The organism is Lentzea alba, assembly GCF_011067745.1.
In the GTDB taxonomy this organism is placed as follows: Bacteria; Actinomycetota; Actinomycetes; order Mycobacteriales; family Pseudonocardiaceae; genus Lentzea; species Lentzea alba.
Genome location: NZ_JAAMPJ010000002.1, coordinates 103,580 through 123,427, shown reverse-complemented (window position 1 = coordinate 123,427; position 19,848 = coordinate 103,580). Strand labels below are relative to the sequence as shown.

22 protein-coding genes are annotated in these 19,848 nt (G+C 68.5%); 14 read left to right on the top strand and 8 right to left on the bottom strand.

Annotation, left to right across the window (positions count from 1 at the left end; all coding sequences use genetic code 11):
• On the top strand, positions 1 to 1,353 hold the full coding sequence (gene pdxR / locus G7043_RS08845; protein WP_166045109.1) for a MocR-like pyridoxine biosynthesis transcription factor PdxR: 1,353 nt from the start codon (positions 1 to 3) through the stop codon (positions 1,351 to 1,353).
• 33 nt (positions 1,354 to 1,386) lie between these two features.
• Here the strand turns inward: pdxR and G7043_RS08840 are convergent, their stop codons facing one another.
• Positions 1,387 to 1,527 carry a hypothetical protein gene (locus tag G7043_RS08840; protein WP_166045108.1) on the bottom strand — a complete coding sequence of 47 codons (141 nt, stop codon included), beginning with the start codon at positions 1,525 to 1,527 and terminating at the stop codon, positions 1,387 to 1,389.
• A gap of 90 nt (positions 1,528 to 1,617) precedes the next feature.
• Between G7043_RS08840 and G7043_RS08835 the strand changes: the two genes are divergently transcribed.
• The 5 genes from G7043_RS08835 to G7043_RS08815 all read left to right on the top strand — a co-directional run bounded on the left by G7043_RS08835 (position 1,618) and on the right by G7043_RS08815 (position 7,481).
• On the top strand, positions 1,618 to 3,147 hold the full coding sequence (locus G7043_RS08835) for an ATP-dependent DNA ligase (RefSeq protein WP_166045107.1): 1,530 nt from the start codon (positions 1,618 to 1,620) through the stop codon (positions 3,145 to 3,147).
• A 207-nt stretch (positions 3,148 to 3,354) separates the two neighbouring features.
• A complete protein-coding gene (locus G7043_RS08830) occupies positions 3,355 to 4,137 on the top strand; it encodes a GNAT family N-acetyltransferase (RefSeq protein ID WP_166045106.1) in 783 nt (260 codons plus the stop codon).
• A gap of 181 nt (positions 4,138 to 4,318) precedes the next feature.
• The gene (locus tag G7043_RS08825; RefSeq protein WP_166045105.1) at positions 4,319 to 5,758 is read left to right on the top strand and encodes a GuaB1 family IMP dehydrogenase-related protein; all 1,440 of its coding nucleotides are present in this window, start codon (positions 4,319 to 4,321) and stop codon (positions 5,756 to 5,758) included.
• 2 nt (positions 5,759 to 5,760) lie between these two features.
• On the top strand, positions 5,761 to 6,714 hold the full coding sequence (locus G7043_RS08820) for an ABC transporter ATP-binding protein (RefSeq protein WP_166045104.1): 954 nt from the start codon (positions 5,761 to 5,763) through the stop codon (positions 6,712 to 6,714).
• Complete coding sequence (locus tag G7043_RS08815; protein WP_166045103.1) at positions 6,711 to 7,481, top strand: ABC transporter permease; 771 nt, start codon at positions 6,711 to 6,713, stop codon at positions 7,479 to 7,481. The genes G7043_RS08820 and G7043_RS08815 overlap by 4 nt, the downstream gene beginning before the upstream one ends.
• A gap of 59 nt (positions 7,482 to 7,540) precedes the next feature.
• On the opposite strand, the gene G7043_RS08810 is transcribed toward G7043_RS08815, so the two are convergent.
• Together G7043_RS08810 and G7043_RS08805 are read right to left on the bottom strand one after the other, a co-directional pair.
• Positions 7,541 to 8,833 carry a PhoH family protein gene (locus G7043_RS08810; RefSeq protein ID WP_390827111.1) on the bottom strand — a complete coding sequence of 431 codons (1,293 nt, stop codon included), beginning with the start codon at positions 8,831 to 8,833 and terminating at the stop codon, positions 7,541 to 7,543.
• Between the two features lie 400 nt (positions 8,834 to 9,233).
• The gene (locus G7043_RS08805; protein WP_166045101.1) at positions 9,234 to 10,484 is read right to left on the bottom strand and encodes a DUF885 domain-containing protein; all 1,251 of its coding nucleotides are present in this window, start codon (positions 10,482 to 10,484) and stop codon (positions 9,234 to 9,236) included.
• Between the two features lie 229 nt (positions 10,485 to 10,713).
• On the opposite strand from G7043_RS08805, the gene G7043_RS08800 reads away from it, so the two are divergent.
• Both G7043_RS08800 and G7043_RS08795 read left to right on the top strand, forming a co-directional pair.
• Entirely contained in the window at positions 10,714 to 10,977 is a 264-nt protein-coding gene (locus G7043_RS08800; RefSeq protein ID WP_313887761.1) for a hypothetical protein, read from the top strand.
• An 87-nt stretch (positions 10,978 to 11,064) separates the two neighbouring features.
• Entirely contained in the window at positions 11,065 to 11,331 is a 267-nt protein-coding gene (locus G7043_RS08795) for a hypothetical protein (RefSeq protein WP_166045099.1), read from the top strand.
• Between the two features lie 57 nt (positions 11,332 to 11,388).
• Here G7043_RS08795 and G7043_RS08790 read toward each other — a convergent pair whose 3' ends face one another.
• A complete protein-coding gene (locus G7043_RS08790; protein ID WP_166045098.1) occupies positions 11,389 to 12,171 on the bottom strand; it encodes an isoprenyl transferase in 783 nt (260 codons plus the stop codon).
• 77 nt (positions 12,172 to 12,248) lie between these two features.
• On the opposite strand from G7043_RS08790, the gene trhA reads away from it, so the two are divergent.
• Both trhA and G7043_RS08780 read left to right on the top strand, forming a co-directional pair.
• Entirely contained in the window at positions 12,249 to 12,920 is a 672-nt protein-coding gene (gene trhA / locus G7043_RS08785; RefSeq protein ID WP_166045097.1) for a PAQR family membrane homeostasis protein TrhA, read from the top strand.
• Between the two features lie 85 nt (positions 12,921 to 13,005).
• Positions 13,006 to 13,377, top strand: a complete 372-nt coding sequence (locus tag G7043_RS08780) for a hypothetical protein (protein ID WP_166045096.1) — start codon at positions 13,006 to 13,008, stop codon at positions 13,375 to 13,377.
• 90 nt (positions 13,378 to 13,467) lie between these two features.
• Here G7043_RS08780 and G7043_RS08775 read toward each other — a convergent pair whose 3' ends face one another.
• The gene (locus G7043_RS08775; RefSeq protein ID WP_166045095.1) at positions 13,468 to 14,862 is read right to left on the bottom strand and encodes a class II fumarate hydratase; all 1,395 of its coding nucleotides are present in this window, start codon (positions 14,860 to 14,862) and stop codon (positions 13,468 to 13,470) included.
• A gap of 63 nt (positions 14,863 to 14,925) precedes the next feature.
• Between G7043_RS08775 and G7043_RS08770 the strand changes: the two genes are divergently transcribed.
• Entirely contained in the window at positions 14,926 to 15,894 is a 969-nt protein-coding gene (locus tag G7043_RS08770) for an NAD(P)/FAD-dependent oxidoreductase (RefSeq protein ID WP_166045094.1), read from the top strand.
• A gap of 16 nt (positions 15,895 to 15,910) precedes the next feature.
• Here the strand turns inward: G7043_RS08770 and G7043_RS08765 are convergent, their stop codons facing one another.
• Positions 15,911 to 16,372 carry an Lrp/AsnC family transcriptional regulator gene (locus G7043_RS08765; RefSeq protein WP_166045093.1) on the bottom strand — a complete coding sequence of 154 codons (462 nt, stop codon included), beginning with the start codon at positions 16,370 to 16,372 and terminating at the stop codon, positions 15,911 to 15,913.
• A 109-nt stretch (positions 16,373 to 16,481) separates the two neighbouring features.
• Here G7043_RS08765 and G7043_RS08760 point away from each other — a divergent pair, with 109 nt between their 5' ends.
• From G7043_RS08760 to G7043_RS08750, 3 genes are all read left to right on the top strand, one after another.
• Entirely contained in the window at positions 16,482 to 17,423 is a 942-nt protein-coding gene (locus tag G7043_RS08760) for a Glu/Leu/Phe/Val dehydrogenase (protein ID WP_166045092.1), read from the top strand.
• A gap of 62 nt (positions 17,424 to 17,485) precedes the next feature.
• Complete coding sequence (locus G7043_RS08755) at positions 17,486 to 18,235, top strand: hypothetical protein (RefSeq protein WP_166045091.1); 750 nt, start codon at positions 17,486 to 17,488, stop codon at positions 18,233 to 18,235.
• A gap of 10 nt (positions 18,236 to 18,245) precedes the next feature.
• Positions 18,246 to 18,710, top strand: a complete 465-nt coding sequence (locus G7043_RS08750) for a hypothetical protein (protein ID WP_166045090.1) — start codon at positions 18,246 to 18,248, stop codon at positions 18,708 to 18,710.
• Positions 18,711 to 18,742: 32 nt separating this feature from the next.
• Here G7043_RS08750 and G7043_RS08745 read toward each other — a convergent pair whose 3' ends face one another.
• Both G7043_RS08745 and G7043_RS08740 read right to left on the bottom strand, forming a co-directional pair.
• Positions 18,743 to 19,153, bottom strand: a complete 411-nt coding sequence (locus tag G7043_RS08745) for a L,D-transpeptidase (RefSeq protein WP_166045089.1) — start codon at positions 19,151 to 19,153, stop codon at positions 18,743 to 18,745.
• A 74-nt stretch (positions 19,154 to 19,227) separates the two neighbouring features.
• Positions 19,228 to 19,770 (bottom strand): L,D-transpeptidase, encoded by a 543-nt coding sequence (locus G7043_RS08740; protein ID WP_242642074.1) that lies wholly within the window; start codon positions 19,768 to 19,770, stop codon positions 19,228 to 19,230.
• Between the last annotated feature and the right edge of the window lie 78 nt (positions 19,771 to 19,848).

Genomic DNA, 19,848 nt, shown 5'->3' with positions numbered 1-19,848 from the left:
ATGACTACGAACTGGTCCACTTTCCGCGAGCTGCTGTTGCCGGGGCATCAGCGGCGGCGCGGCGTGGAGGTCGAACTGCGCAGGGCCATCCGGGACGGGCGGCTGGTGCCGGGGACGCGGTTGCCGTCCAGCCGGGACCTGGCGGCGCAGCTCGGGGTGGCGCGCGGGACGGTGACGGCGGCGTACACGCAGCTCGTGGCGGAGGGGTATCTCACCAGCCGCCGCGGGTCGGGGACGACGGTCGCGAGCCTCGGGCCCGCCGGCGCGTGCGGTGTGCCGGAACCGCCGCAGCGGTGGCGGTTCAACCTGCGACCCGGCCTGCCCGCGTTGGGCGCTTTCCCGCGCGCTGAATGGGTTGCGGCGCACCGGGCGGCGCTCGCCGACCTGCCCGACGACGACCTCGCCTACCCGGACCCGGCGGGATTGGTGTTGCTGCGCAAGGAGATCGTCGACTACCTCGCGAGGGTGCGGGCGGTGGTCGCGCGGGATGCCGTGATCACCAACGGCGCCGCGGACGGGTTGCAGCTCACCGCCCGCATGTTGGACGGCAGCATCGCGATCGAGGAGCCCAGCCACTTCGGCGGCGAGAACATGCTGCGTTCTCATGGGTTGGACACCGTGCCGATCCCGGTGGACGACAAGGGGATCCGGGTCGACCTTCTGTCCAAAACGGACTGCCGGGCGGTGCTCGTCACGGCGGCGCACCAGTTTCCGCTGGGCGTGGTGCTGCACCCGGAACGGCGGCGGGCGCTCGTGGACTGGGCGCGCGAGCGCGACGCGTTGATCATCGAGGACGACTACGACGCGGAACACCGGTACGACCGGCCCGCGCTCGGAGCGTTGCAGGCGCTCGCGCCGGACCACGTGGTGTACCAGGGCACGACGAGCAAAGTGCTGGCGCCCGCGCTGCGCCTCGGGTGGCTCGTGGTGCCGGAGCGGTTGCGTGAGGGCATCGTGCAACGCAAGCAGTACAACGACATGGGCACTGCGACGATCCCGCAGGCCGCGTTCGCGCACATGTTGCGGACGGGTGGCTATGACCGTCATCTACGACGGACGCGCGCGCTCTACCGGAAGAGGCGTGACGCGCTGTTGGAGGCCGTCGCGGAGCATCTGCCGGCGTGGCAGTCCATCGGTGTCGCGGCCGGGCTGCACGTGGTGTTGCGCATGCCGGACGGGACGGACGACCTCGCGTTGAAGAGCAGGCTCGAGGAGCGCGGCGTGCACGTGTGGGCGTTGGCGCAGTACACGCGCACGCCGATGTGGCCCGGCTTGGTGCTGGGCTACGCGTCGCTCACCCCCGACCGGCTGCGGGAGGCCGTCAGGGAGATCGCGAACGTCGCTGTTGCCTAGGACCTGTATCGACCCCAGACGTCGATACAGGCCCTAGAGGATGTGCTCGCGCAGGACGCTCGCGTCGCCCTCAGCGCCCATGATGTGTTCGCGGTCGCCGGTGCCGGGACCAGCGAGCGCCGCGACGGCGGCGACCAGCAGAGCTGCGGCAGCGACGAGCTTGAAAGCCTTCATGGCGAGATAAACCCCCAGGTAGAACGGTTGTCCCGGCCAGCCTAGTCCGAGCCTCCAGAAATTGTCAGTGCTCGGGTGCACCATGAGTCCGTGCTCCTTTCCGAAGCAGTCGACACGTCGGCCGCCGTGGCGGCGACCCGGTCGCGCCTTGCCAAGGTCAAGGCGTTGTCCGCGTTGCTGCGGGCGGCGACCGCCGACGTCGTGGTCGCGGTGGTGTCGTTTCTCATAGGCACGCCGCGGCAGGGTCGCATCGGGGCTGGTTGGCGCACGGTCGTCGACCTGTCCGTGCCGCCGGTCGCCCAGGCCGGGCTGACGATCGCCGAGGTGGACGCCGCGCTCGCCGAGGTGGCCTCGACGTCCGGCAAGGGCTCGGCACAGCGCCGGGTCGACCTGCTGACGGCGCTGTTCGGGCGGGCAACTGCGGCGGAGCAGGACTTCTTACGCCGGTTGCTCACCGGCGAGCTGCGCCAGGGCGCGCTGGAAGGCGTGATGCTGGACGCGATCGCCTCGGCCGCGGACGTGCCGGGCGAGACGGTGCGGCGCGCGTTCATGCTGTCCGGCCGCTTACCCGAGACCGCCGTGGCCGCGCTGGAGGGCGGTGCGGCTGCGCTGGAGGCGTTCCGGCTGGAGGTCGGGAGGCCGCTGCGACCCATGCTGGCGTCGCCGGCGGAGTCGCTGGGCGAGGCGCTGTCCGAGCTCGGCAGCTGCGTGGTGGAGCACAAACTCGACGGCGCGCGCATTCAGGTGCACCGCTCGGGCGACGACGTCCACGTCTACACCCGCACGTTGCGCGAGATCACCAAGACCGTGCCCGAGCTGGTCGAGCTCGTGCGGGGCCTGCCGTGCACGTCGGTGGTGCTCGACGGCGAGACCCTGGCGCTCACCGACGAGGGGAGACCCCGGCCGTTCCAGGAGACGATGAGCCGGTTCGGCGCGCAGGACGAGCGCGAGCTGCTGCTGCACCCGTACTTCTTCGACTGCCTGCACCTCGACGGCGAGGACCTGCTCGACGAACCGCTGCGCGACCGCCTGGCCGCACTGCGGAAGGTGGCGGGCGAGCACGTCATTCCCGGCGTGCTGGACCCCTCACAGGAGGAGGCCGAGTCGGTGGTCACGGCCGCCCTGTCCGCGGGCCACGAGGGCGTGATGGTGAAGTCGCTGGCCTCGCCCTACGCCGCAGGCAGGCGGGGCCGCGCCTGGCAGAAGGTGAAGCCGGTGCACACGCTCGACCTGATCGTGCTCGGCGTCGAGTGGGGCAGCGGCCGCCGCCGCGGCTGGCTGTCGAACCTGCACCTCGGCGCCCGCGACCCGGACGGCGGCCCGCCGGTGATGGTCGGCAAGACCTTCAAGGGCCTCACCGACGAGCTGCTCACCTGGCAGACCAAGGCCCTGCAGGAGATCGCGACCGACCAGAACGACTGGGTGGTGATGGTCCGCCCGGAACTGGTCATCGAGATCGAACTGGACGGCGTGCAGGTCTCGCCGCGCTACCCCGGCGGCGTCGCGCTGCGGTTCGCCCGCGTCGTCCGCTACCGCCCGGACAAGGACCCGTCGGAGGCGACGACGATCGAGGAGGTGAGGGCGCTTCTGCCTGCCGCACAACCGAATCCCGAGGCCTGACGCCGATAGGTTCGGTGGGCTCGTCCAGGGCGCCGGCCTGATCGTGCGTGCGGTCATGCCGGTCGTGCTCGACACCGGACAGGCGGCGTCGTTCTCGAGGCGACGAGCCGGCGCGGGTGATCAGCACCGACCACGAGGTGCTCCAGCGCGTGCTGAGCGGCGAAAATCGGGTGCGGCTGCCCAGCGCAGCGCAATAGCGTCAGGCCAATGACTGACGCTGCCGCGCTGCTCCGCGCCTTCGACGACCAAGCCCGCGCCGAGGAATGGACGTTCCCCGAACCCAGAGCCGTGGTCGAACAGGACGGTCCCCTGTTCCGCGTGTCCTGGCCACACCGGCGAGGGTTCGTCGCGGGCCCGCCCGACCTCGGCGTCACCGGTGCCGAGCTGGACGAGCTCATCGCCCGGCAGCGCGACTTCTTCACCGCGCGCAAACAGTCGATCGAGTGGAAGACGTGGGGCCACGACCTGCCCGCCGAGCTGCCGGACCGGCTCCTCGCAGCCGGGTTCGTGGCAGAAGACACGGAGACGGTGGTCATCGGGCTCGCCGAGGAGATGGCCACACCGGTCGAGCTCGACGGGATCGTCCTGCGGGAGACGCGCGAGCCGGCGGACTTCCGCCGGCTCATAGCCGCGTCGAGCGAGGCGTTCGGCAAGGACATCGGCTTCCTCACGCCCTACCTGAACGACAAGAAGGACGACCCGAACATGGTCATCGTCGTGGCCGAGGCGGAGGGACAGATCGTGTCGTCCGCGCGGCTCGAGATCGTGCCGGGGACGGAGTTCGGCGGACTTTGGGGCGGCAGCACCCTCGCGCAGTGGCGTGGCCGGGGCATCTACCGGGCCCTCGTCGCGTACCGGGCCCAGGTGGCTCTGCGGCGCGGCGTGAAGTACCTGCAGGTCGACGCGTCCGAGGACAGCAGGCCGATCCTGGAGCGGCTCGGGTTCGTCAAGGTCACCACCACAACGGGGTACGTCTGGCCGCCGAAGTGAAGATCCGGATTGCCTGGGTGGACGGCCCGGGTCACGCTCGGGACGTGCGGCACGACGAGCCACGACTGGCCCGAGGTGCGGTTCGAGTGCCGGCAGGACCAGCTCGACCTGCCCCCGGTGTGCTCTGGTGGATCAACTCGGACTGAGCCCGAGCAGGACGCTGCGGGTATCGTGGAAGCACGTGCGGTTCATCGAAGGGCATCGACCCTCTTACGACCTGACCTACGACGACGTGTTCCTCGTTCCCGGCCGCAGTGCCGTGGAGTCGCGGTTCGGCGTCGATCTCTCCACTTCGGACGGCACCGGGGCCACCATCCCGATCGTCGTGGCGAACATGACGGCCGTGGCCGGGCGGCGGATGGCGGAGACCATCGCGCGGCGCGGCGGGCTCGTCGTCATCCCGCAGGACGTGCCGACCGAGGCGGTCGCGGAGATCATCGCGTGGGTCAAGGAGCGGCATCCGATCTGGGACACCCCGCTCACGCTCACCACGGGTGACGCGGTCGCGGACGCGTGGAACCTGCTGCACAAGCGGGCGCACGGGGCGGTCGTCGTCGTGGACGACGGGGGGCGGCCGCTCGGCGTTGTCGACGAGGCGGCGCTCACGGGCGTCGACCGGTTCGCGCGCCTCGGGGACGTGATGAACACCGACGTGCTGAAGCTGCCGCTCGGCACGTTGCCGCAGGACGTCTTCGACCAGCTGCACCACAGCGCGCACAAGATCGCGCTCGGCATCGACGACGACCTGCGGCTCAGCGGTGTGCTGACCGAGCTGACGGCGTTGCGGGCGGAGGTCTACCGGCCTGCCACCGACGACGCCGGCAAGCTGCGGATCGCGGCCGCGGTCGGGGTCAACGGCGATGTGCGGGCCAAGGCGGAAGCGCTGGTCAAGGCCGGTGTGGACGTTCTCGTCGTGGATACCGCGCACGGGCACCAGGACAAGATGCTCACCGCGCTCAGGGCCGTGAAGGACGCCAACCCCGGCGTGCCGATCGCGGCGGGCAACGTCGTCACCGCGGAGGGCGTGCGGGACCTGGTCGAGGCCGGCGCGGACATCATCAAGGTCGGTGTCGGGCCGGGCGCCATGTGCACCACGCGGATGATGACCGGCGTGGGCAGGCCGCAGTTCAGCGCGGTGGCGGAGTGCGCCGCCGAGGCGCGGAAGCTCGGCAAGCACGTGTGGGCCGACGGCGGTGTGCGGCACCCGCGCGACGTGGCGTTGGCGCTCGCGGCGGGGGCCAGCAGCGTCATGGTCGGCAGCTGGTTCGCCGGCACCTACGAATCGCCCGGTGACCTGCAGCGCGACGAGCGCGGAAACCTCTACAAAGAATCGTTCGGAATGGCGTCGAAGCGCGCTGTGACGGCGCGGACGAGGAGCGACAACGCGTTCGACCGGGCGAAGAAGGGGCTGTTCGAAGAAGGCATCTCCACGTCGAAAATGCGCTTGGACCCGGTGCGCCCGAGCGTGGAGGATCTGCTCGACGCGATAACCTCCGGCGTTCGCTCGGCCTGCACGTACGCCGGAGCGACCTCGCTCGAGGAATTCCACTCCAGGGCTGTTCTCGGCATCCAGTCGGCGGCTGGGTTCGCGGAAGGCAGGCCGTTGCCAGGGGGATGGTGACGATGGACGAAGCGGTAGAAGTAAGAGAACTCCGCAAAGTCTATAAAATCGGACAAAAACCGGCGGTGGACGGATTGAGCTTCACCGTCCGCCGCGGTGAGGTCTTCGGATTGCTCGGGCCGAACGGCGCGGGCAAGACGACCACGGTCGGCGTCCTGACCACGCGCGTCCGCCCCACCTCGGGGCAGGCGTTCGTGGAGGGCGTCGACGTGGTCGCGGACTCCAAGCGCGCACGGCAGCTGCTCGCCGTCGTGCCGCAGCGCAACAACCTCGACCGCTCGCTCAACGCGCGGCAGAACCTGCTGTTCCACGCGGCCTATCACGGCATCGGGCCGACCGAGCGCAAGAAGCTCGCCGACGACATCCTCGAACGGATGGGTCTCAAAGACCATCAGAACGCACTCGTCGACACGTTGTCCGGCGGGCAGGCGCAACGGCTGATGATCGCCCGCGCGCTGATGCACCGCCCGAAGGTGCTGTTCCTGGACGAACCGAGCACCGGACTCGACCCGCAGGCCAGGCTCTTCGTCCACGAACGCGTCGCAGCACTGCATGCCGACGGCGTCACGGTCGTGCTCACCACGCACGACATGGACGAGGCCACCAAGCTGTGCGACCGCGTCGGCATCGTCGACCACGGCAAGCTGCTCACGCTGGACACGCCGGCCGAGCTGACGAAGAGCCTGCCCGGCAGCAACACGGTCAGCGTCACGGTCGGCCTGAACGGCCACGAGATCGGGAAGATCAGCCAAGAACTGTCCGAAGTGGACGGTGTGCAGCGGGTCGAGGAGGTGAGCGGCATGTTCCGCGTCTACACCGACAGCGACACCGCGATCACCTTGCCCGCCGTGCTGAACGTGATGCGGGACCTCGACGTCGTCGTCAGCGACGTCGCGATCGGCAAGCCCAGTCTCGAGGACGTCTTCATCCACCTGACCGGCAGGGAGCTGCGGTGAGCCAACTCAGGACGTTCCAGGCGATCCTGTGGCGCGACGTCTTCGTCACGGGCCGCGAGCTGCCGAGCTTTCTCGCGCAGGTGATCATCCAGCCGTTCTTCATCCTCTTCATCTTCGCGAAGGTGCTGGGGGACATCGGGTACGTCCAGGACGACTTCGCGCAGGTGCTGTTACCCGGCATCATCGCGATGAACGGGTTCCTGGGCGCTCTGCAGAACACCACGCTGCCGCTGGTGCTCGACTTCTCCTGGACGCGCGAGATCGAGGACCGGCTGCTCGCGCCGATCTCCATCCCGCTCGTGGCGGTGGAGAAGATCGTGTTCGGCGCGGTCCGCGGATTCTTCGCGGCCGTGCTGATGGTGCCGGTCGGGTTCGTGATGCTCGACGTTTCCTGGGCGTGGTCGGGGATTCCCGGCGCGCTCGTGGTGATCGTCCTCGGCTGTCTGGCGGGCGGCGCGGTCGGCCTGGTCATCGGCACGTCGGTGCCCGCGCGCCGGGTCAACGTGATGTTCGCGGTGATCCTGACGCCGTTGCTGTTCACGGGTTCCTCGCAGTTCCCGTGGCGGTCGCTGAGCGACGATCTGCTGTGGTTCAAGGTGATCTGCGCGCTCAACCCGCTGACCTACGTGAGCGAGGGCATGCGCGCGGAGCTGGTGCCGAACGTGCCGCACATCCCGCTGCCGATCGTGCTGCTCGTGCTCGTGGTGGCGATCGCGGGCTTCGGCGGCCTCGGCCTGCGCGGCTTCATGAAGCGCGCCCTGGACTAGAAACCATGAACGGCGCTTTCGCGGACTTCAGGTCCACAAAAGCGCCGTTCATGGCTCATCTACGAGGCGTAGTCCTCCAGCATCTCGGTGACGAGAGCCGCGATCGGCGAACGCTCCGAGCGGGTCAGGGTGACGTGAGCGAAGAGCGGGTGGCCCTTCAGCTTCTCGATCACCGCCGCCACGCCGTCGTGCCGGCCCACCCGCAGGTTGTCGCGCTGCGCCACGTCGTGCGTCAGCACCACCCGCGAGTTGCTGCCCAGTCTGGACAGCACGGTCAGCAACACGTTGCGCTCCAACGACTGCGCCTCGTCCACGATCACGAAGGAGTCGTGCAGCGAGCGGCCGCGGATGTGGGTGAGGGGCAGGACCTCGAGCATCCCGCGGTCCATCACCTCTTCCACCACCGCCTGGCTCACCAGCGCGCCGAGGGTGTCGAACACCGCCTGCGCCCACGGCCCCATCTTCTCGTTCTCGCTACCGGGGAGGTAGCCGAGCTCCTGGCCACCGACCGCGTACAACGGCCGAAACACCACGACCTTGCGGTGCTGCCTGCGTTCCATCACTGCTTCGAGACCGGCGCACAGCGCCAGTGCCGACTTCCCGGTGCCCGCACGTCCGCCCAGCGAGACGATGCCGACCTCCGAGTCGAGCAGCAGATCCAGTGCGATCCGCTGCTCAGCGGACCTTCCGTGCAGTCCGAACGCCTCCCGATCCCCGCGCACCAGCCTGATCTTCTTGTCCGCGGTCACCCTGCCCAGCGCACTTGAGGTGCCCGCCAGCAATCGGATTCCGGTGTGGCAGGGCAGTTCCGCGATGTGCTCCAGGTCCTCGTACTGGGTCGGGTCGACGACGTTCTCCTTGAACAGGCTGTCCACCAGGGACTGCGGAACGTCCAGATCGGACATTCCCGTCCAGCCTGACAGGGTGACGTCGTGCGCCCGGTACTCCTCCGCCTGCAGGCCGACCGATCCGGCCTTGACCCGCAGCGGCATGTCCTTCGTCACGAGAGTGACGTTGCGTCCCTCAGCAGCGAGGTTGAGGGAGCAAGCGAGGATCCGGGCGTCGTTGGAGTCCGTTCGGAAACCTGATGGCAACACCTCCTGGTCGGAGTGGTTGAGCTCGACGTGCAAGGTGCCTCCCAGATCCCCGATGGGGATTGGCGAATCGAGGCGACCATGCCGCAAGCGCAGGTCGTCGAGCAGTCGCAGCGCTTCCCTCGCGAACCAGCCCAGTTCGGGGTGGTGGCGCTTGCCCTCCAGCTCGCTGATCACCACGAGCGGCAGCACGACCTCGTGCTCCGCGAACCGGGTGGGTGCGAGTGGATCGGACAGCAGTACCGACGTGTCCAGCACATATGTGGTGATCGCTGGGGCGGCGGACTTGCGCCTGGGGGAGGAACTGCGCGATGAGCCTGAGGAACGGCTCGCGGGACGTCGTGCGTTCACGGCAACTCCCTCACGAACGCGGCACCCGCGTCCGCTCCTCGCTGGGCCAGGCACAACCCTGATTGATCGTCTTGCCTTCCGCCGGTGAGGCGTCAGGCAGGTCGACCACGAGGGCCGGGTGCCGGCCCCCTCGCGACGTTGTCAGCCACGATCAGGACCTCCCTGCGCGGTCCGCAGTGGTCGCGTCCCGCCACTTTTGAAGTTACCTGCGGGAGTGCCCCGTATGCATGAAGCCACACAGGTGAATCCGAACTTGTCATCTGCCGGAAAGCTGGCCGAAACATGACCGCAGACGTGTTCTACCTGCTCAGATGGTGTTTTCGTGGGTGTTGCGAGCCAGCCACGACAGTCCGTCACGCACCTGGGATTCGAGTGAATTCGGCACCAACGGCTCGTCGAGAAGTCTCAGATACCGGGAGTCGAGCGACTCTCCGGGCGCCCGAACGTCCAACCAGGCCCTCACGAGACGCACCCCTTCGACGTACGTCGTGGTGTACGCGCGCCACAGAGGGTCCGCCAGAAAACGAACCATCTGCCGGGCGCGACGCTCGGGGACTAGCAGCCACCTGCGCAGATGCGCAACCACGTCATCCTGATCCGCACCACGATCGTGTAGCAGCAGCGCGGCGTCCTGTCGCACGGTGAGCAGGCCGGATGTCGCCGATTCCACCTTTTCGGACAGTTCGCCGTCCATTCGCAACCCGAGGTCGCGGAAGATCTGCTCGGTCCAGACGCCCCAGCCCGGCCCGACCGCGGCGTGCAGGCCCAGGTCCGCCATGCCCTCGGCCATCAGGCACTGCGGCGTGTTGATCAGGAAGATCGACTGCTCGGCGTGGCCGCGCTTGGCGACCAGGCCCGCGTCCTTGCGGCAGTGCTCGGTGTGGTGGCCCGGATACGACTCGTGCGCCACCAGGTGCGGCAGGTTCGACATGCGGTGGCCGAGGTCGGCGTTGATCGCGACCCGGCTGCGGTAGCCGCCGAGGTAGTAGTTGAAGCCGCTCCACGGCTTGTTCGTGACGATCTGGTACTCGACGATCTCCTGCTCGGGCAGCGCGTACTTGTGCCGCACGCGGTCCCTCAGGGCGCTGGAAAGGGCCTGTACGGCGCCCTGGAGCCGGCGCACGGGCACCTCGTCGGCCGCGCGGAAGGCGTTGAGGCGGTCGGTGAGCGAGCCGGGGCCTTCGAGGGTCGCGTCGAGCTTGCGGTGGGCCAGCGCGTACCCGTCCTCGTCACCAGGGCGAATGCGGACCTGGAAGTACCGCTCGACCTCGTCGACGAACGTGATGCGCTCGCCGGCGAGCTTGCGCGCGGTGCACTCCAACGCGGTGAGATGCGCCTGGAGGAACTGTTTGCGCTGGTCAGCGAGGTCGGTGCCGGGAAGTTCCCGCGCGAGCTGCCGCGCGTGCTGCGCCAGCGCCTTGGGGGCGAGGCGCGGCTCGTTGTCGACGGAGCGGCTCAGCGCCGGGTCGCCGGTGAACGAGTCGACGAACCCGGACACCAGGCGCCCGAGCCGCAGCCCCAGCACCAGATATCCGCGCACCAGCTCGTTGGCGTCCATAAGTGGGAGAGCGTAGAGCGTCTACCACAGCGACTTACTCGCGACCGAATCGTGAAACGACGACCACCTGATCGGGGATTGTTGTTGATCTTGGCGTCACACAATGGGGTCATGCGGGCCGCCAATCGAGATCTTCACCGATAGCGTCTCCGCCCGGAGACCCCACCGCTCCGGAGATCCCCGAAGACTCCGGAAATGACGGGGAAGACCCGACATGAAGGAGAATGACGTGAAGAAGGCTTGTGCCGCGGTTGTCGCCGCAGCTGCGCTGTCCCTCGCGTTCGCCCCGGCCGCCATGGCGGGCGAAGGCCACGGCCACCGCGGACACCACTGGAAGAACGGCCCGCTGCTGGTTCTGCTGAACGGCAACAACCTCAACGGCACGATCGGTGCCTGCGGCAACAACGTCGGTGTCCTGGGCGGCGCCGTGCCGATCAACTCGCCGTCGATCACCGAGACGTGCGCCGCCGGCGGCATCGTCGACGAGGGCTGATCTCCCTTTAGTTCCACGTCTGGGGGCGTCATTTCTGGCGCCCCCAGACGCGTTTTCCCCGTTTTAAACCTTCATGAGGAGAAAATCGTGCTGAAGAAGGCTGGCGCCGCCCTCGGTGTGGCTGCCGCATTCCTGGCTGTTGGTTCCCCGGCGATGGCCGTTCAGGGCCACGAGTGGGAGAACGCGCCGCTGCTGATCGTCGGCAACGCCAACAACCTCAACGGTGTTGTGGGCGCGTGTGGCAACAACGTCGGTGTGCTGGGTGGCGCGGTTCCGGTGAACTCGCCCTCCATCACCGAGACCTGCGCGGCCGGCGGCATCGAGGACGGCGACGACTGGGGCCACGACGACTGATCTCGTCTTGCCCGCGAAAGGGGGCGCTCACCTCGCGGTGAGCGCCCCCTTTCGCGTTCAGTTCCCGTAGCGGCGGTGGCGCTTGGCGTACTCGCGCATGGCCCGCAGGAAGTCGGTGCGCCGGAAGCCCGGCCAGTACGCCTCGCAGAACCAGAACTCCGAGTGCGCCGACTGCCAGAGCATGAACCCGGAGAGCCGCTGCTCACCGGACGTGCGGATGATCAGGTCGGGGTCCGGCTGGCCAGACGTGTAGAGGTGCTCCGCGATGTGGTCGACGTCGAGCACCTCGGCCAGTTCCTCGATGGTGCCACCGCGCTCGGCGTGCGCCTGCAGCAGCTTCCGCACGGCGTCCGCGATCTCCTGCCTGCCGCCGTACGCGACGGCGACGTTGACCTGGATGCCGGTGCGGTTCTTGGTCTTGTTCGCGGCGTTGGTGAGCCTCTCGGCGTGCTCCGCGGGCAGCATGTCGATCGCGCCGACGTGCCGTACGCGCCACGGCTTGTCGTCCTCGGCCAGCTCATCGGTGATGTCCGCGATGATGTCCAGCAACGGGGCCAGTTCCTCGATGTCGCGGTTGAGGTTGTCGGTGCTCAGCATCCAGAGCGTGACGACCTCCACTTTGGCGTCAGCGCACCACTCGAGGAGCTCGAGGATCTTGCGCGCGCCGGCCCGATGCCCGTGCGCGACGTCCGTGAACCCGGCCTCGCGGGCCCACCTGCGGTTGCCGTCGAGGACCACGCCAACGTGCTTGGGCACCTGCGGGTTCGCGCTCAGCTCGCGCCGGAGAATCCACTCGTAGAGGTGGATAGCGACGTCTTTCACACGGGTGCGGAGTGCCACGTCCGAACAGCGTACGCCGTGCAACGTTCATCACTGAGTCGCGGTAGGAAACCTACGGTCGCGTAACCTAGGTCCCTGTGACCACTGCGACCACCCCTCCACAGCCCGGACTGCGGCCGCGCCTTCGTGGTTGGCTGCACCTCTGGTCCTTCATCACTTCGGTGGCGACAGGCGCGACACTGATCGCTCTGGCAGCGTCCACAGTGTCTGCCCGCGCCGCGCTGGCCACTTCGGTCTACGGCCTGACAGTCCTCGGCCTGTTCGGCGTCTCGGCGCTCTACCACCGCGTCACGTGGGAGTCCGACCGCGTGCGCACGTGGATGAAGCGCCTCGACCACTCGATGATCTTCGTGTTCATCGCCGGGACGTACACACCGTTCGCCTTGCTGGCGATGGATCCGGGGACCGGGTACGTCGTGCTGTGGGTGGTGTGGATCGGGGCGTTGTCCGGTGTGACGCTGAAGATGGCCTGGCCGCACGCGCCGCGGTGGCTCGGGGTGCCGATCTACATCGCTCTCGGGTGGGTCGCGGTCTTCGTGCTGCCTGAGCTGCTGCACCACGCCGGGGTTGCCGCGTTGGTGTTGCTGCTGGTGGGTGGGGCGCTTTACACGGTTGGCGCGGTGTTCTACGCGACTCGGTGGCCCAATCCCTGGCCGCAGGTGTTCGGGTATCACGAGTTCTTCCACGCTGCGACCGTGGTGGCGGCGATCTGCCACTACATCGCCATCTGGCTCGCGATGTACTCCTGACCCGGTGATGTGCCGTCTAATGAACTGCTGGAGATCACCTCACCAGCGGTCGTGCAGGCGTATGCCGATTTGTACCGTCGAAGGCATGGCTCTCGAGCGGCCCACCGCAGCTGACGGCAAGCCGATCTACAGACCCGGCAGCGCGCCTCGCGGGCTGGCCACCAGCAAGCAACTTGCGGACCGCGGCCTCAAGCCCGGCGGTCGGCCGGTCGCGTATCTGGACATGGGCACGGTTGACGCCGCACTGTTCGACGAGCGCAATGTGATGCCGCACGATGCCGACGGCATTCGCATCGAGATGGACCGGGCCACGGTCGAGGCCCTGCACGCCGCGTTGTACGGCTTCGGCGAACACATCGCAGCCGGCGCCCCACTGCCGGACTTCAGCCCTGAGGACAACTCTCGTCTGGGGAAGGTGATTGAAGATCTTTGGTGGCACCTCCGGCACCAAAGGTGAGGGCGTCGCGGTCGTCGCTTCGCGGGCGCTTGCAGGTGGATTCGCTGGGGAATGGTGGTGGAGCCGCCAGGCAAGCGGCTCCACCCGCGTTCAGCGGCCGCCGCGGGCCATGTGCAGCACGTCCAGGGCCGCGTCCAGCTGCTCCTCGCTCAGCTTCGACGGCACGTGCCCCCGCTCCAGCACCACCTCACGGATCGTCTTGCGCTCCTTCAGCGACTGCTTGGCGATCGACGCCGCCTCCTCGTAGCCGAGGTAGCGGTTCAACGGCGTGACGATCGACGGCGACGACTCGGCGTACTCGCTCATCTGCGCGACCTGCGGCTCAGCCCCGACCAGGACCTTGTCGGCCAGCAGGCGGGCCACGGCCGCGAGCAGGCGGGAGGACTCCAGGACGTTGCGGGCGATGACCGGCAGCATCACGTTGAGCTGGAAGTTGCCCTGCGAGCCGGCGAAGGCGACGGTGGCGTCGTTGCCGATGACCTGGGCCACCACCATCATCGTGGCTTCGGAGATCACCGGGTTGACCTTGCCGGGCATGATCGACGAGCCGGGCTGGAGGTCGGGCAGGGCCAGTTCGCCCAGACCCGTGCGGGGGCCGGAGCCGAGCCAGCGGAGGTCGTTGGCGATTTTGAACAGGGCCACGGCCGAGGCGCGGAGCTGGCCCGAGATCTCGACCACGCCGTCCTGGGTGGCCTGGGCCTCGAAGTGGTCGCGGGCCTCGACCAGGGGCAGGCCGGTGGCAGACGCCAGTTCGGCAGCCACCAAAGCACCGAAACCCTCAGGTGCGTTCAGGCCCGAGCCGACCGCGGTGCCGCCGATCGGGAGCTCGGCCAGGCGGGGCACGGAGGACCGCAACCGCTCCACCGAGTACCTCACCTGGGAGGCCCAGGCGCCGGCTTCCTGGCCCAGGGTCACGGGCACGGCGTCCATCAGGTGCGTGCGGCCGGATTTGACCAGGTCGGACCACTCCGACGAACGCGATTCCAGCACGCCGAGAAGGTGCTCGAAGGCAGGGATCACGTCGTGGACGACGGCCTCGGTGGCGGCCACGCGCAGGGTGGTGGGAAAGGTGTCGTTGGACGACTGCGAGGCGTTGACGTGGTCGTTCGGGTGCACGTCGCGGCCCAGGGAGCGGGTGGCCAGGGTGGCGATGACCTCGTTGGCGTTCATGTTCGAGGACGTGCCGGAACCCGTCTGGAAGACGTCCACCGGGAAGTGGTCGTCCCAGGAACCGGCGGCCACCTCGTCGGCGGCGGTGGCGATGGCTGAGGCCACGTCGGCGTCCAGGACGCCCAGTTGGGCGTTGACCCTGGCCGCGGCGCCCTTGAGCAGGCCCAGGGCTCGGATCTGGGCGCGTTCGAGGCCTCGACCGGAAATCGGGAAGTTCTCGACCGCGCGTTGGGTTTGGGCGCGCCACAATGCGTCGACCGGCACGCGGACCTCACCCATCGTGTCGTGCTCGACGCGGTACTCCTGTTCAGACATGCCTTCGAGTCTCTATGGTCGATCACAGCACTGCCACCCACCACTGGCAGAAGGGCACCACTCATGGAGCGTGACGTCGACCTCCTCATCGTGGGCGCTGGTCCCACGGGGTTGTTCGCCGCTTATTACGCGGGCTTCCGGGAGCTGAACGTCGCCGTGGTCGACGCGCTGCCGGAACCGGGCGGTCAGGTGACCGCGATGTATCCGGAGAAGATGATTTTCGACGTGGCCGGGTTTCCCGCGGTGCGCGGGCGCGATCTCGTCAACGGTCTCGTGGAGCAGGCCGCGCAGTTCAAGCCGACATATCTGCTCGGGCATCAGGCCCGCACCTGTGAGTCCATTGAGGACGGTCTGCGGATCGGTCTCGCGGACGGGTCGGTGATCAACGCCAGGGCCGTGCTGATCACGGCCGGCATGGGCGAGTTCAACCCGCGGCCGCTGCCCGCGGGTGACGGTTGGCTGGGGCGCGGGATGGTGCACTTCGTGCCGGTCCTCGCCGAGCACGCCGGGCAGCACGTGGTGATCGTGGGCGGTGGCGACTCGGCGTTCGACTGGGCGCTGGCGCTGCACCCGATCGCCGCCAGCGTCTCGATCGTCCACCGCAGGGCCAACTTCCGGGCCCACGCGGCGACCGTGCGGCAGGTGCGGGAGCTCGGCGTCGAGATCATCACGGACGCCGAGGTGCTGGCGTTGCGCGGCGAGCCGCTGTCCGAAGTGGACGTCCAGGTCAAGGGTGAGGACGTGAAGACGTTGCCCGCGCAGACCGTGGTCGCGGCGCTCGGGTTCACGGCCGACCTCGGGCCGATCGAGTCGTGGGGGCTGGAGCTCGACCACCGCGCTGTGGTCGTCGACACCACGATGAAGACCAAGCTGGACCGGGTCTACGCGGCCGGCGACGTCGCGCAGTACCCCGGCAAGGTCAAGCTCATCGCCACAGGGTTCGGGGAGGCGGCGACGGCGGTCAACAACATCGCGGTCGCGCTCAACCCCGCGGCGCACCTCTTCCCCGGGCACTCCAGCAACGCGAGCTGACGGACCGGCGCCGCTGTCAGGCTTCCGGCAGCGGCGCCGGGTCGTGCTTCGCCAGGTGCTGGAAGATGATCGACGTGCGCCAGCCGACGATCTCCTTGCGCTGGCTCAGCCGGTCGACCAGGAACGCGTGCAGGTGCTCGTTGTCCTGAGCACTCACGTGGATGACGAAGTCGTCGCTGCCCGCCATCACGAACACCGCCGTCACCTCGGGCAGCCCGGCCGCGAAGGTCTTGAAGTTGTCGATGACGACTCGGCTCAACGGGCGGATCTGCACCGACACCAGCGCCTGCACGCCGCGGTTCAGCGCGGACGGGGCGATGTCGGCGTGGTAGCCGCGGATCACGCCGCGTTCGCGCAGCAGCCGGATGCGTTCGAGGCTCGTCGACGGCGCCACGCCCACCTTTCGCGCGATGTCGCGGTTCGACTGCCGGGCATCGCGCTGCAGTTCCCGCACGATCGCCGAATCAAGTTCGTCCATCTCACTCCCCGAACTCCTCTGCCGAACAACGTTCGGCAGAGCGACTAACAAGCTGGTGATCACCCTAACTTCAAGGCCAGAGCATGGCGGAAGTTCGGGAGGAACGCAGATGTGGGAACACGAACAGCTGGTTGTCCGCACCGGGAGGCGGTCGGGGATGACCACGATGGTCGCGCTGCACTCGACCGAGGCGGGACCAGCGGTCGGCGGGTGCCGGATGAAGTCCTACGACCAGATCACCGACGCCGTCACGGACGTCCTGCGGCTCTCGAAGGCGATGACGCTCAAGTGCGCGGCCGCCGGAATTCCCCACGGCGGGGCCAAAAGCGTGATCGTGGTCGACCGGCCGCTGACGCAACGACTGCGCCGCGAGGTGCTGCTCGACCACGCCGACCTGATCAACGAGTTCGCCGGCGCCTACCGCGCGGGACCGGACGTCGGCACAGGTCCGGACGACATGGCGGTGCTCCGGGAGCTCACCCCGCACGCCTACTGCCTGCCGGAGGAGCAGGGCGGCACGGGTTCGTCGAGCGGACCGACGGCGCGAGGTGTGCTGGCCGCGCTGAAAGCGGCTTCACAGCACGTCTTCGGGACGCACGACCTGACCGGGAAGAAGGTCGTGATCAGCGGGTTCGGCTCGGTGGGCGAGCTGATCGCGCGAGGACTCGAAGGCGCCGAGATCGTCGTGTCCGATGTGGACGAAAGCAGGCGGACGGGCGAGTTCGGCTGGGTGCACCCGGCTCAGGCGTACCAGGTCGAGGCCGACGTGCTCGTGCCGGCCGCGGTGGGTGGCGTGCTGAGCCCCGAAACGGTGGCACGGCTGGACGTCCGGCTGATCGTCGGACCCGCCAACAACCAGCTCACCGACGACAGCGTGGCCGGACTGCTCGAGCAACGCGGCGTCGTGTGGGTCCCGGACCACGTCGCCAGCGCGGGCGGGGTGATCTACACGCTCGCCAGGGAGGACGACGGGGCCGACCACGAGACGGCGCTCAAGAGGGTCGACGGCATCGAGGAGACGGTTCGAGAGCTCCTCCGGTCGCGCCAGTGATACGACAGCGGCGCGTCGGCGCCGGCCCATAAACTCCAGGTCGATGGATTCTGGGGGAATTCGTGATTCACGTCTATTGGGCCGACGTGGTGACCGGAACGCCGTGGTGGGCGGGTCCGGTCACGCGTGAGCGGCCGCGCACGGTCTACTGGCAGCCGCTGTCCGACCTGGTGGAGAGGCGGGTCAACGCCGAGGTCGACACGTCGGGCTGGGGCTCGAACGTGCTGGTCGAGCTGACGGTGCCGAGTCGGCTGGTGCCCGACATCGGGGTGATGGCGGGGTTCACGGTGGCGCAGCTCGCGTTGCCGGACGCGCTCAACCGGTCGCGGGACGTCGAGCTGGTGGTGGCCGCGCTGGAGGACGGCGTGCACGCCACCGTCGAACGGGTCGCGCGGCGGCTGGGAGTGCCGTACGTGCGGACGAGGGCGGAGCCGAGGAGGTTCGAGCACCCGCTGCGGCTGAGCACGCTGGCCGGGCGGTTCGGCGGGACGATCGCGCTGGTGTCGCCGTCCGTGGCGGCGGACGAGTTCATGGCGTTGTTGCCCGCGGAGGAAGTCCCGTGGGAGCGCCACGAGGGCTGGCGGATCGTCCGGCCGCACCGGGACACGGCGGGGCGGCCGGTGTCCGATGTGGACTTCAGCGCGGTGGACGTGCCGGTGTTGCTGGACGACCTGTCCGCGGATCCCGGCACGGCGCTGGTCGTGGTCGGCAAGGAGCTCGAACGGCTCACCGGCTGGCTGCCCGCCGGCCTCGCGGGCCGCGTCTCGGTGCTGGGACGCGATGATGGATGCTGGTGGGCAGCCATCGGGTGAGGGAGCGGACATGAGCCGGTTGAAGCTGGTAGCGGCACTCGCCGTCGTCACCGCGCTGGGCGGGTGTTCGCCGTTGCCCAGCTGGGCGGCGAAGCTCACCCCGACCGGGCTGCCGCAGTTCGTCGACACCGACTGCGAGACGCTGGGGGCCGAGTGGATGCAGGTCCAGGCGACCGACGACAACGGGGTTGTGGACGACAAGGACCCGGTGATCTGGAAGATCGAGTTCGCGTCACCCTCGCAGCTCAAGGAGATCACCGTCGGCCAGAAGCCGGCAGGTGCGGAGGAGAAGGTCGCCTGGCAGCCGCCGAAGGGCGACCAGGACCTGGTCATGGCCGTGCAGCGGAAGAACGGGGCCCCGCTGCGCATCGAGTTCACCCTCGACGCGCTGAAGGACGGGAAGGTCCGCTACCACAACGAGTACATCACCGCGGACGAGTTCGCGAAGGAGCGGGTGAGTTGCGAGAAGACCTGACCGGAGCCGGTCAGGCCCTCTCGGACAACTGTTTACGGCAGCACCTGGACCTTCTCACCGATCATCAGGTTGTCGTAGAACACCAGCGACGCATCGGCGGACAGCCGGATGCAGCCGTGCGACTGGACGTTCGTGTCACCCTGGTGGAACGCGATGCCGCTCGTGGTGAAGTACACCGCGTTCGGCATCGGGCCGTTGTAGGGGACGCTCCAGTCGTTCTTCACCTTGCGCAGCACGGAGAACGTGCCCACTGGCGTCTCGTACCCCGGCTTGCCGTGACTGATCGGCACCGGGCCGTAGCTCGTGTTGCCGTTGAACACCAGCCACGCCTGGTTCGTGGACTTCACCAGGCACGCTCCGTTGTAGACGGTGCATCCCGCCTGAGCCTGCGCGGGTACCGCGAAACCGAGGATCAGGAGCACCGTCGCGATGAGTACTCGCATCTCACATCACCCCTCGGTAGCGGGGTAACCACTACAGGGTGATCTGAATCATCCGCTGATGGAAGTGGGCGTGATCAGGAGACCACCTGGACGGTCTCGCCGATCGCGAGGTTGGTGAAGTAGAACTGGGCCGCGGCCGGGTCCAGGTGGATGCAACCGTGCGACGGGACGTCCAACTCGCCCTCGTGGAACGCGATGCCGCTCTCGGTGAAGTACGTCGACCACGGCATGGGCGCGTTGTACGGCCGGCTCCACTCGTCCTTCACCTTGCGCAGCACCGGGAAGTTGCCGAGCGGCGTCTCGAATCCCTTGCGCCCGTGGGTGATCGGGTTCGGGCCGTGGACGATCTTGTCACCACGCACGATCCACGACTTGTTCGTGGAGAGCTGGATGCACGCGCCGTCGCTGATCGTGCACGGCGTGGGCTTCACGACCGGCGGGGGAGGAGGCGGCGGTGGCGGCGTCTCCGAGGACGGCACGGGAGACGGCGACGGCGACGGCGAAGACGGCGAAGCGGAAACCGAAGATGGTGGCGCCGCAGGCGTCTCAGCGTGCACGGCCCCCTGCGCGCACCCCGCCACCGACATCAACGCGACCGCTGCGAGCAACACCCGCATCGCGCACCCCCTAGTGATTCATCCTTTGCCGAAGTAGACGACAGGACGATCACTCAGGTTGCAACGCGGAGGGCCCGC

What these genes read in the sequence shown, in the direction of transcription:
- G7043_RS08760 (WP_166045092.1), top strand. Translation starts at nt 16,482, where the DNA reads ATGTGGGAACACGAACAGCTGGTTGTCCGCACCGGGAGGCGGTCGGGG.
- G7043_RS08750 (WP_166045090.1), top strand. Translation starts at nt 18,246, where the DNA reads ATGAGCCGGTTGAAGCTGGTAGCGGCACTCGCCGTCGTCACCGCGCTG.
- G7043_RS08805 (WP_166045101.1), bottom strand. Translation starts at nt 10,484, where the DNA reads ATGGACGCCAACGAGCTGGTGCGCGGATATCTGGTGCTGGGGCTGCGG.
- G7043_RS08745 (WP_166045089.1), bottom strand. Translation starts at nt 19,153, where the DNA reads ATGCGAGTACTCATCGCGACGGTGCTCCTGATCCTCGGTTTCGCGGTA.
- G7043_RS08770 (WP_166045094.1), top strand. Translation starts at nt 14,926, where the DNA reads ATGGAGCGTGACGTCGACCTCCTCATCGTGGGCGCTGGTCCCACGGGG.
- G7043_RS08765 (WP_166045093.1), bottom strand. Translation starts at nt 16,372, where the DNA reads ATGGACGAACTTGATTCGGCGATCGTGCGGGAACTGCAGCGCGATGCC.
- G7043_RS08775 (WP_166045095.1), bottom strand. Translation starts at nt 14,862, where the DNA reads ATGTCTGAACAGGAGTACCGCGTCGAGCACGACACGATGGGTGAGGTC.
- G7043_RS08830 (WP_166045106.1), top strand. Translation starts at nt 3,355, where the DNA reads ATGACTGACGCTGCCGCGCTGCTCCGCGCCTTCGACGACCAAGCCCGC.
- G7043_RS08780 (WP_166045096.1), top strand. Translation starts at nt 13,006, where the DNA reads ATGGCTCTCGAGCGGCCCACCGCAGCTGACGGCAAGCCGATCTACAGA.
- G7043_RS08840 (WP_166045108.1), bottom strand. Translation starts at nt 1,527, where the DNA reads ATGAAGGCTTTCAAGCTCGTCGCTGCCGCAGCTCTGCTGGTCGCCGCC.
- G7043_RS08740 (WP_242642074.1), bottom strand. Translation starts at nt 19,770, where the DNA reads ATGCGGGTGTTGCTCGCAGCGGTCGCGTTGATGTCGGTGGCGGGGTGC.
- G7043_RS08820 (WP_166045104.1), top strand. Translation starts at nt 5,761, where the DNA reads ATGGACGAAGCGGTAGAAGTAAGAGAACTCCGCAAAGTCTATAAAATC.
- pdxR (WP_166045109.1), top strand. Translation starts at nt 1, where the DNA reads ATGACTACGAACTGGTCCACTTTCCGCGAGCTGCTGTTGCCGGGGCAT.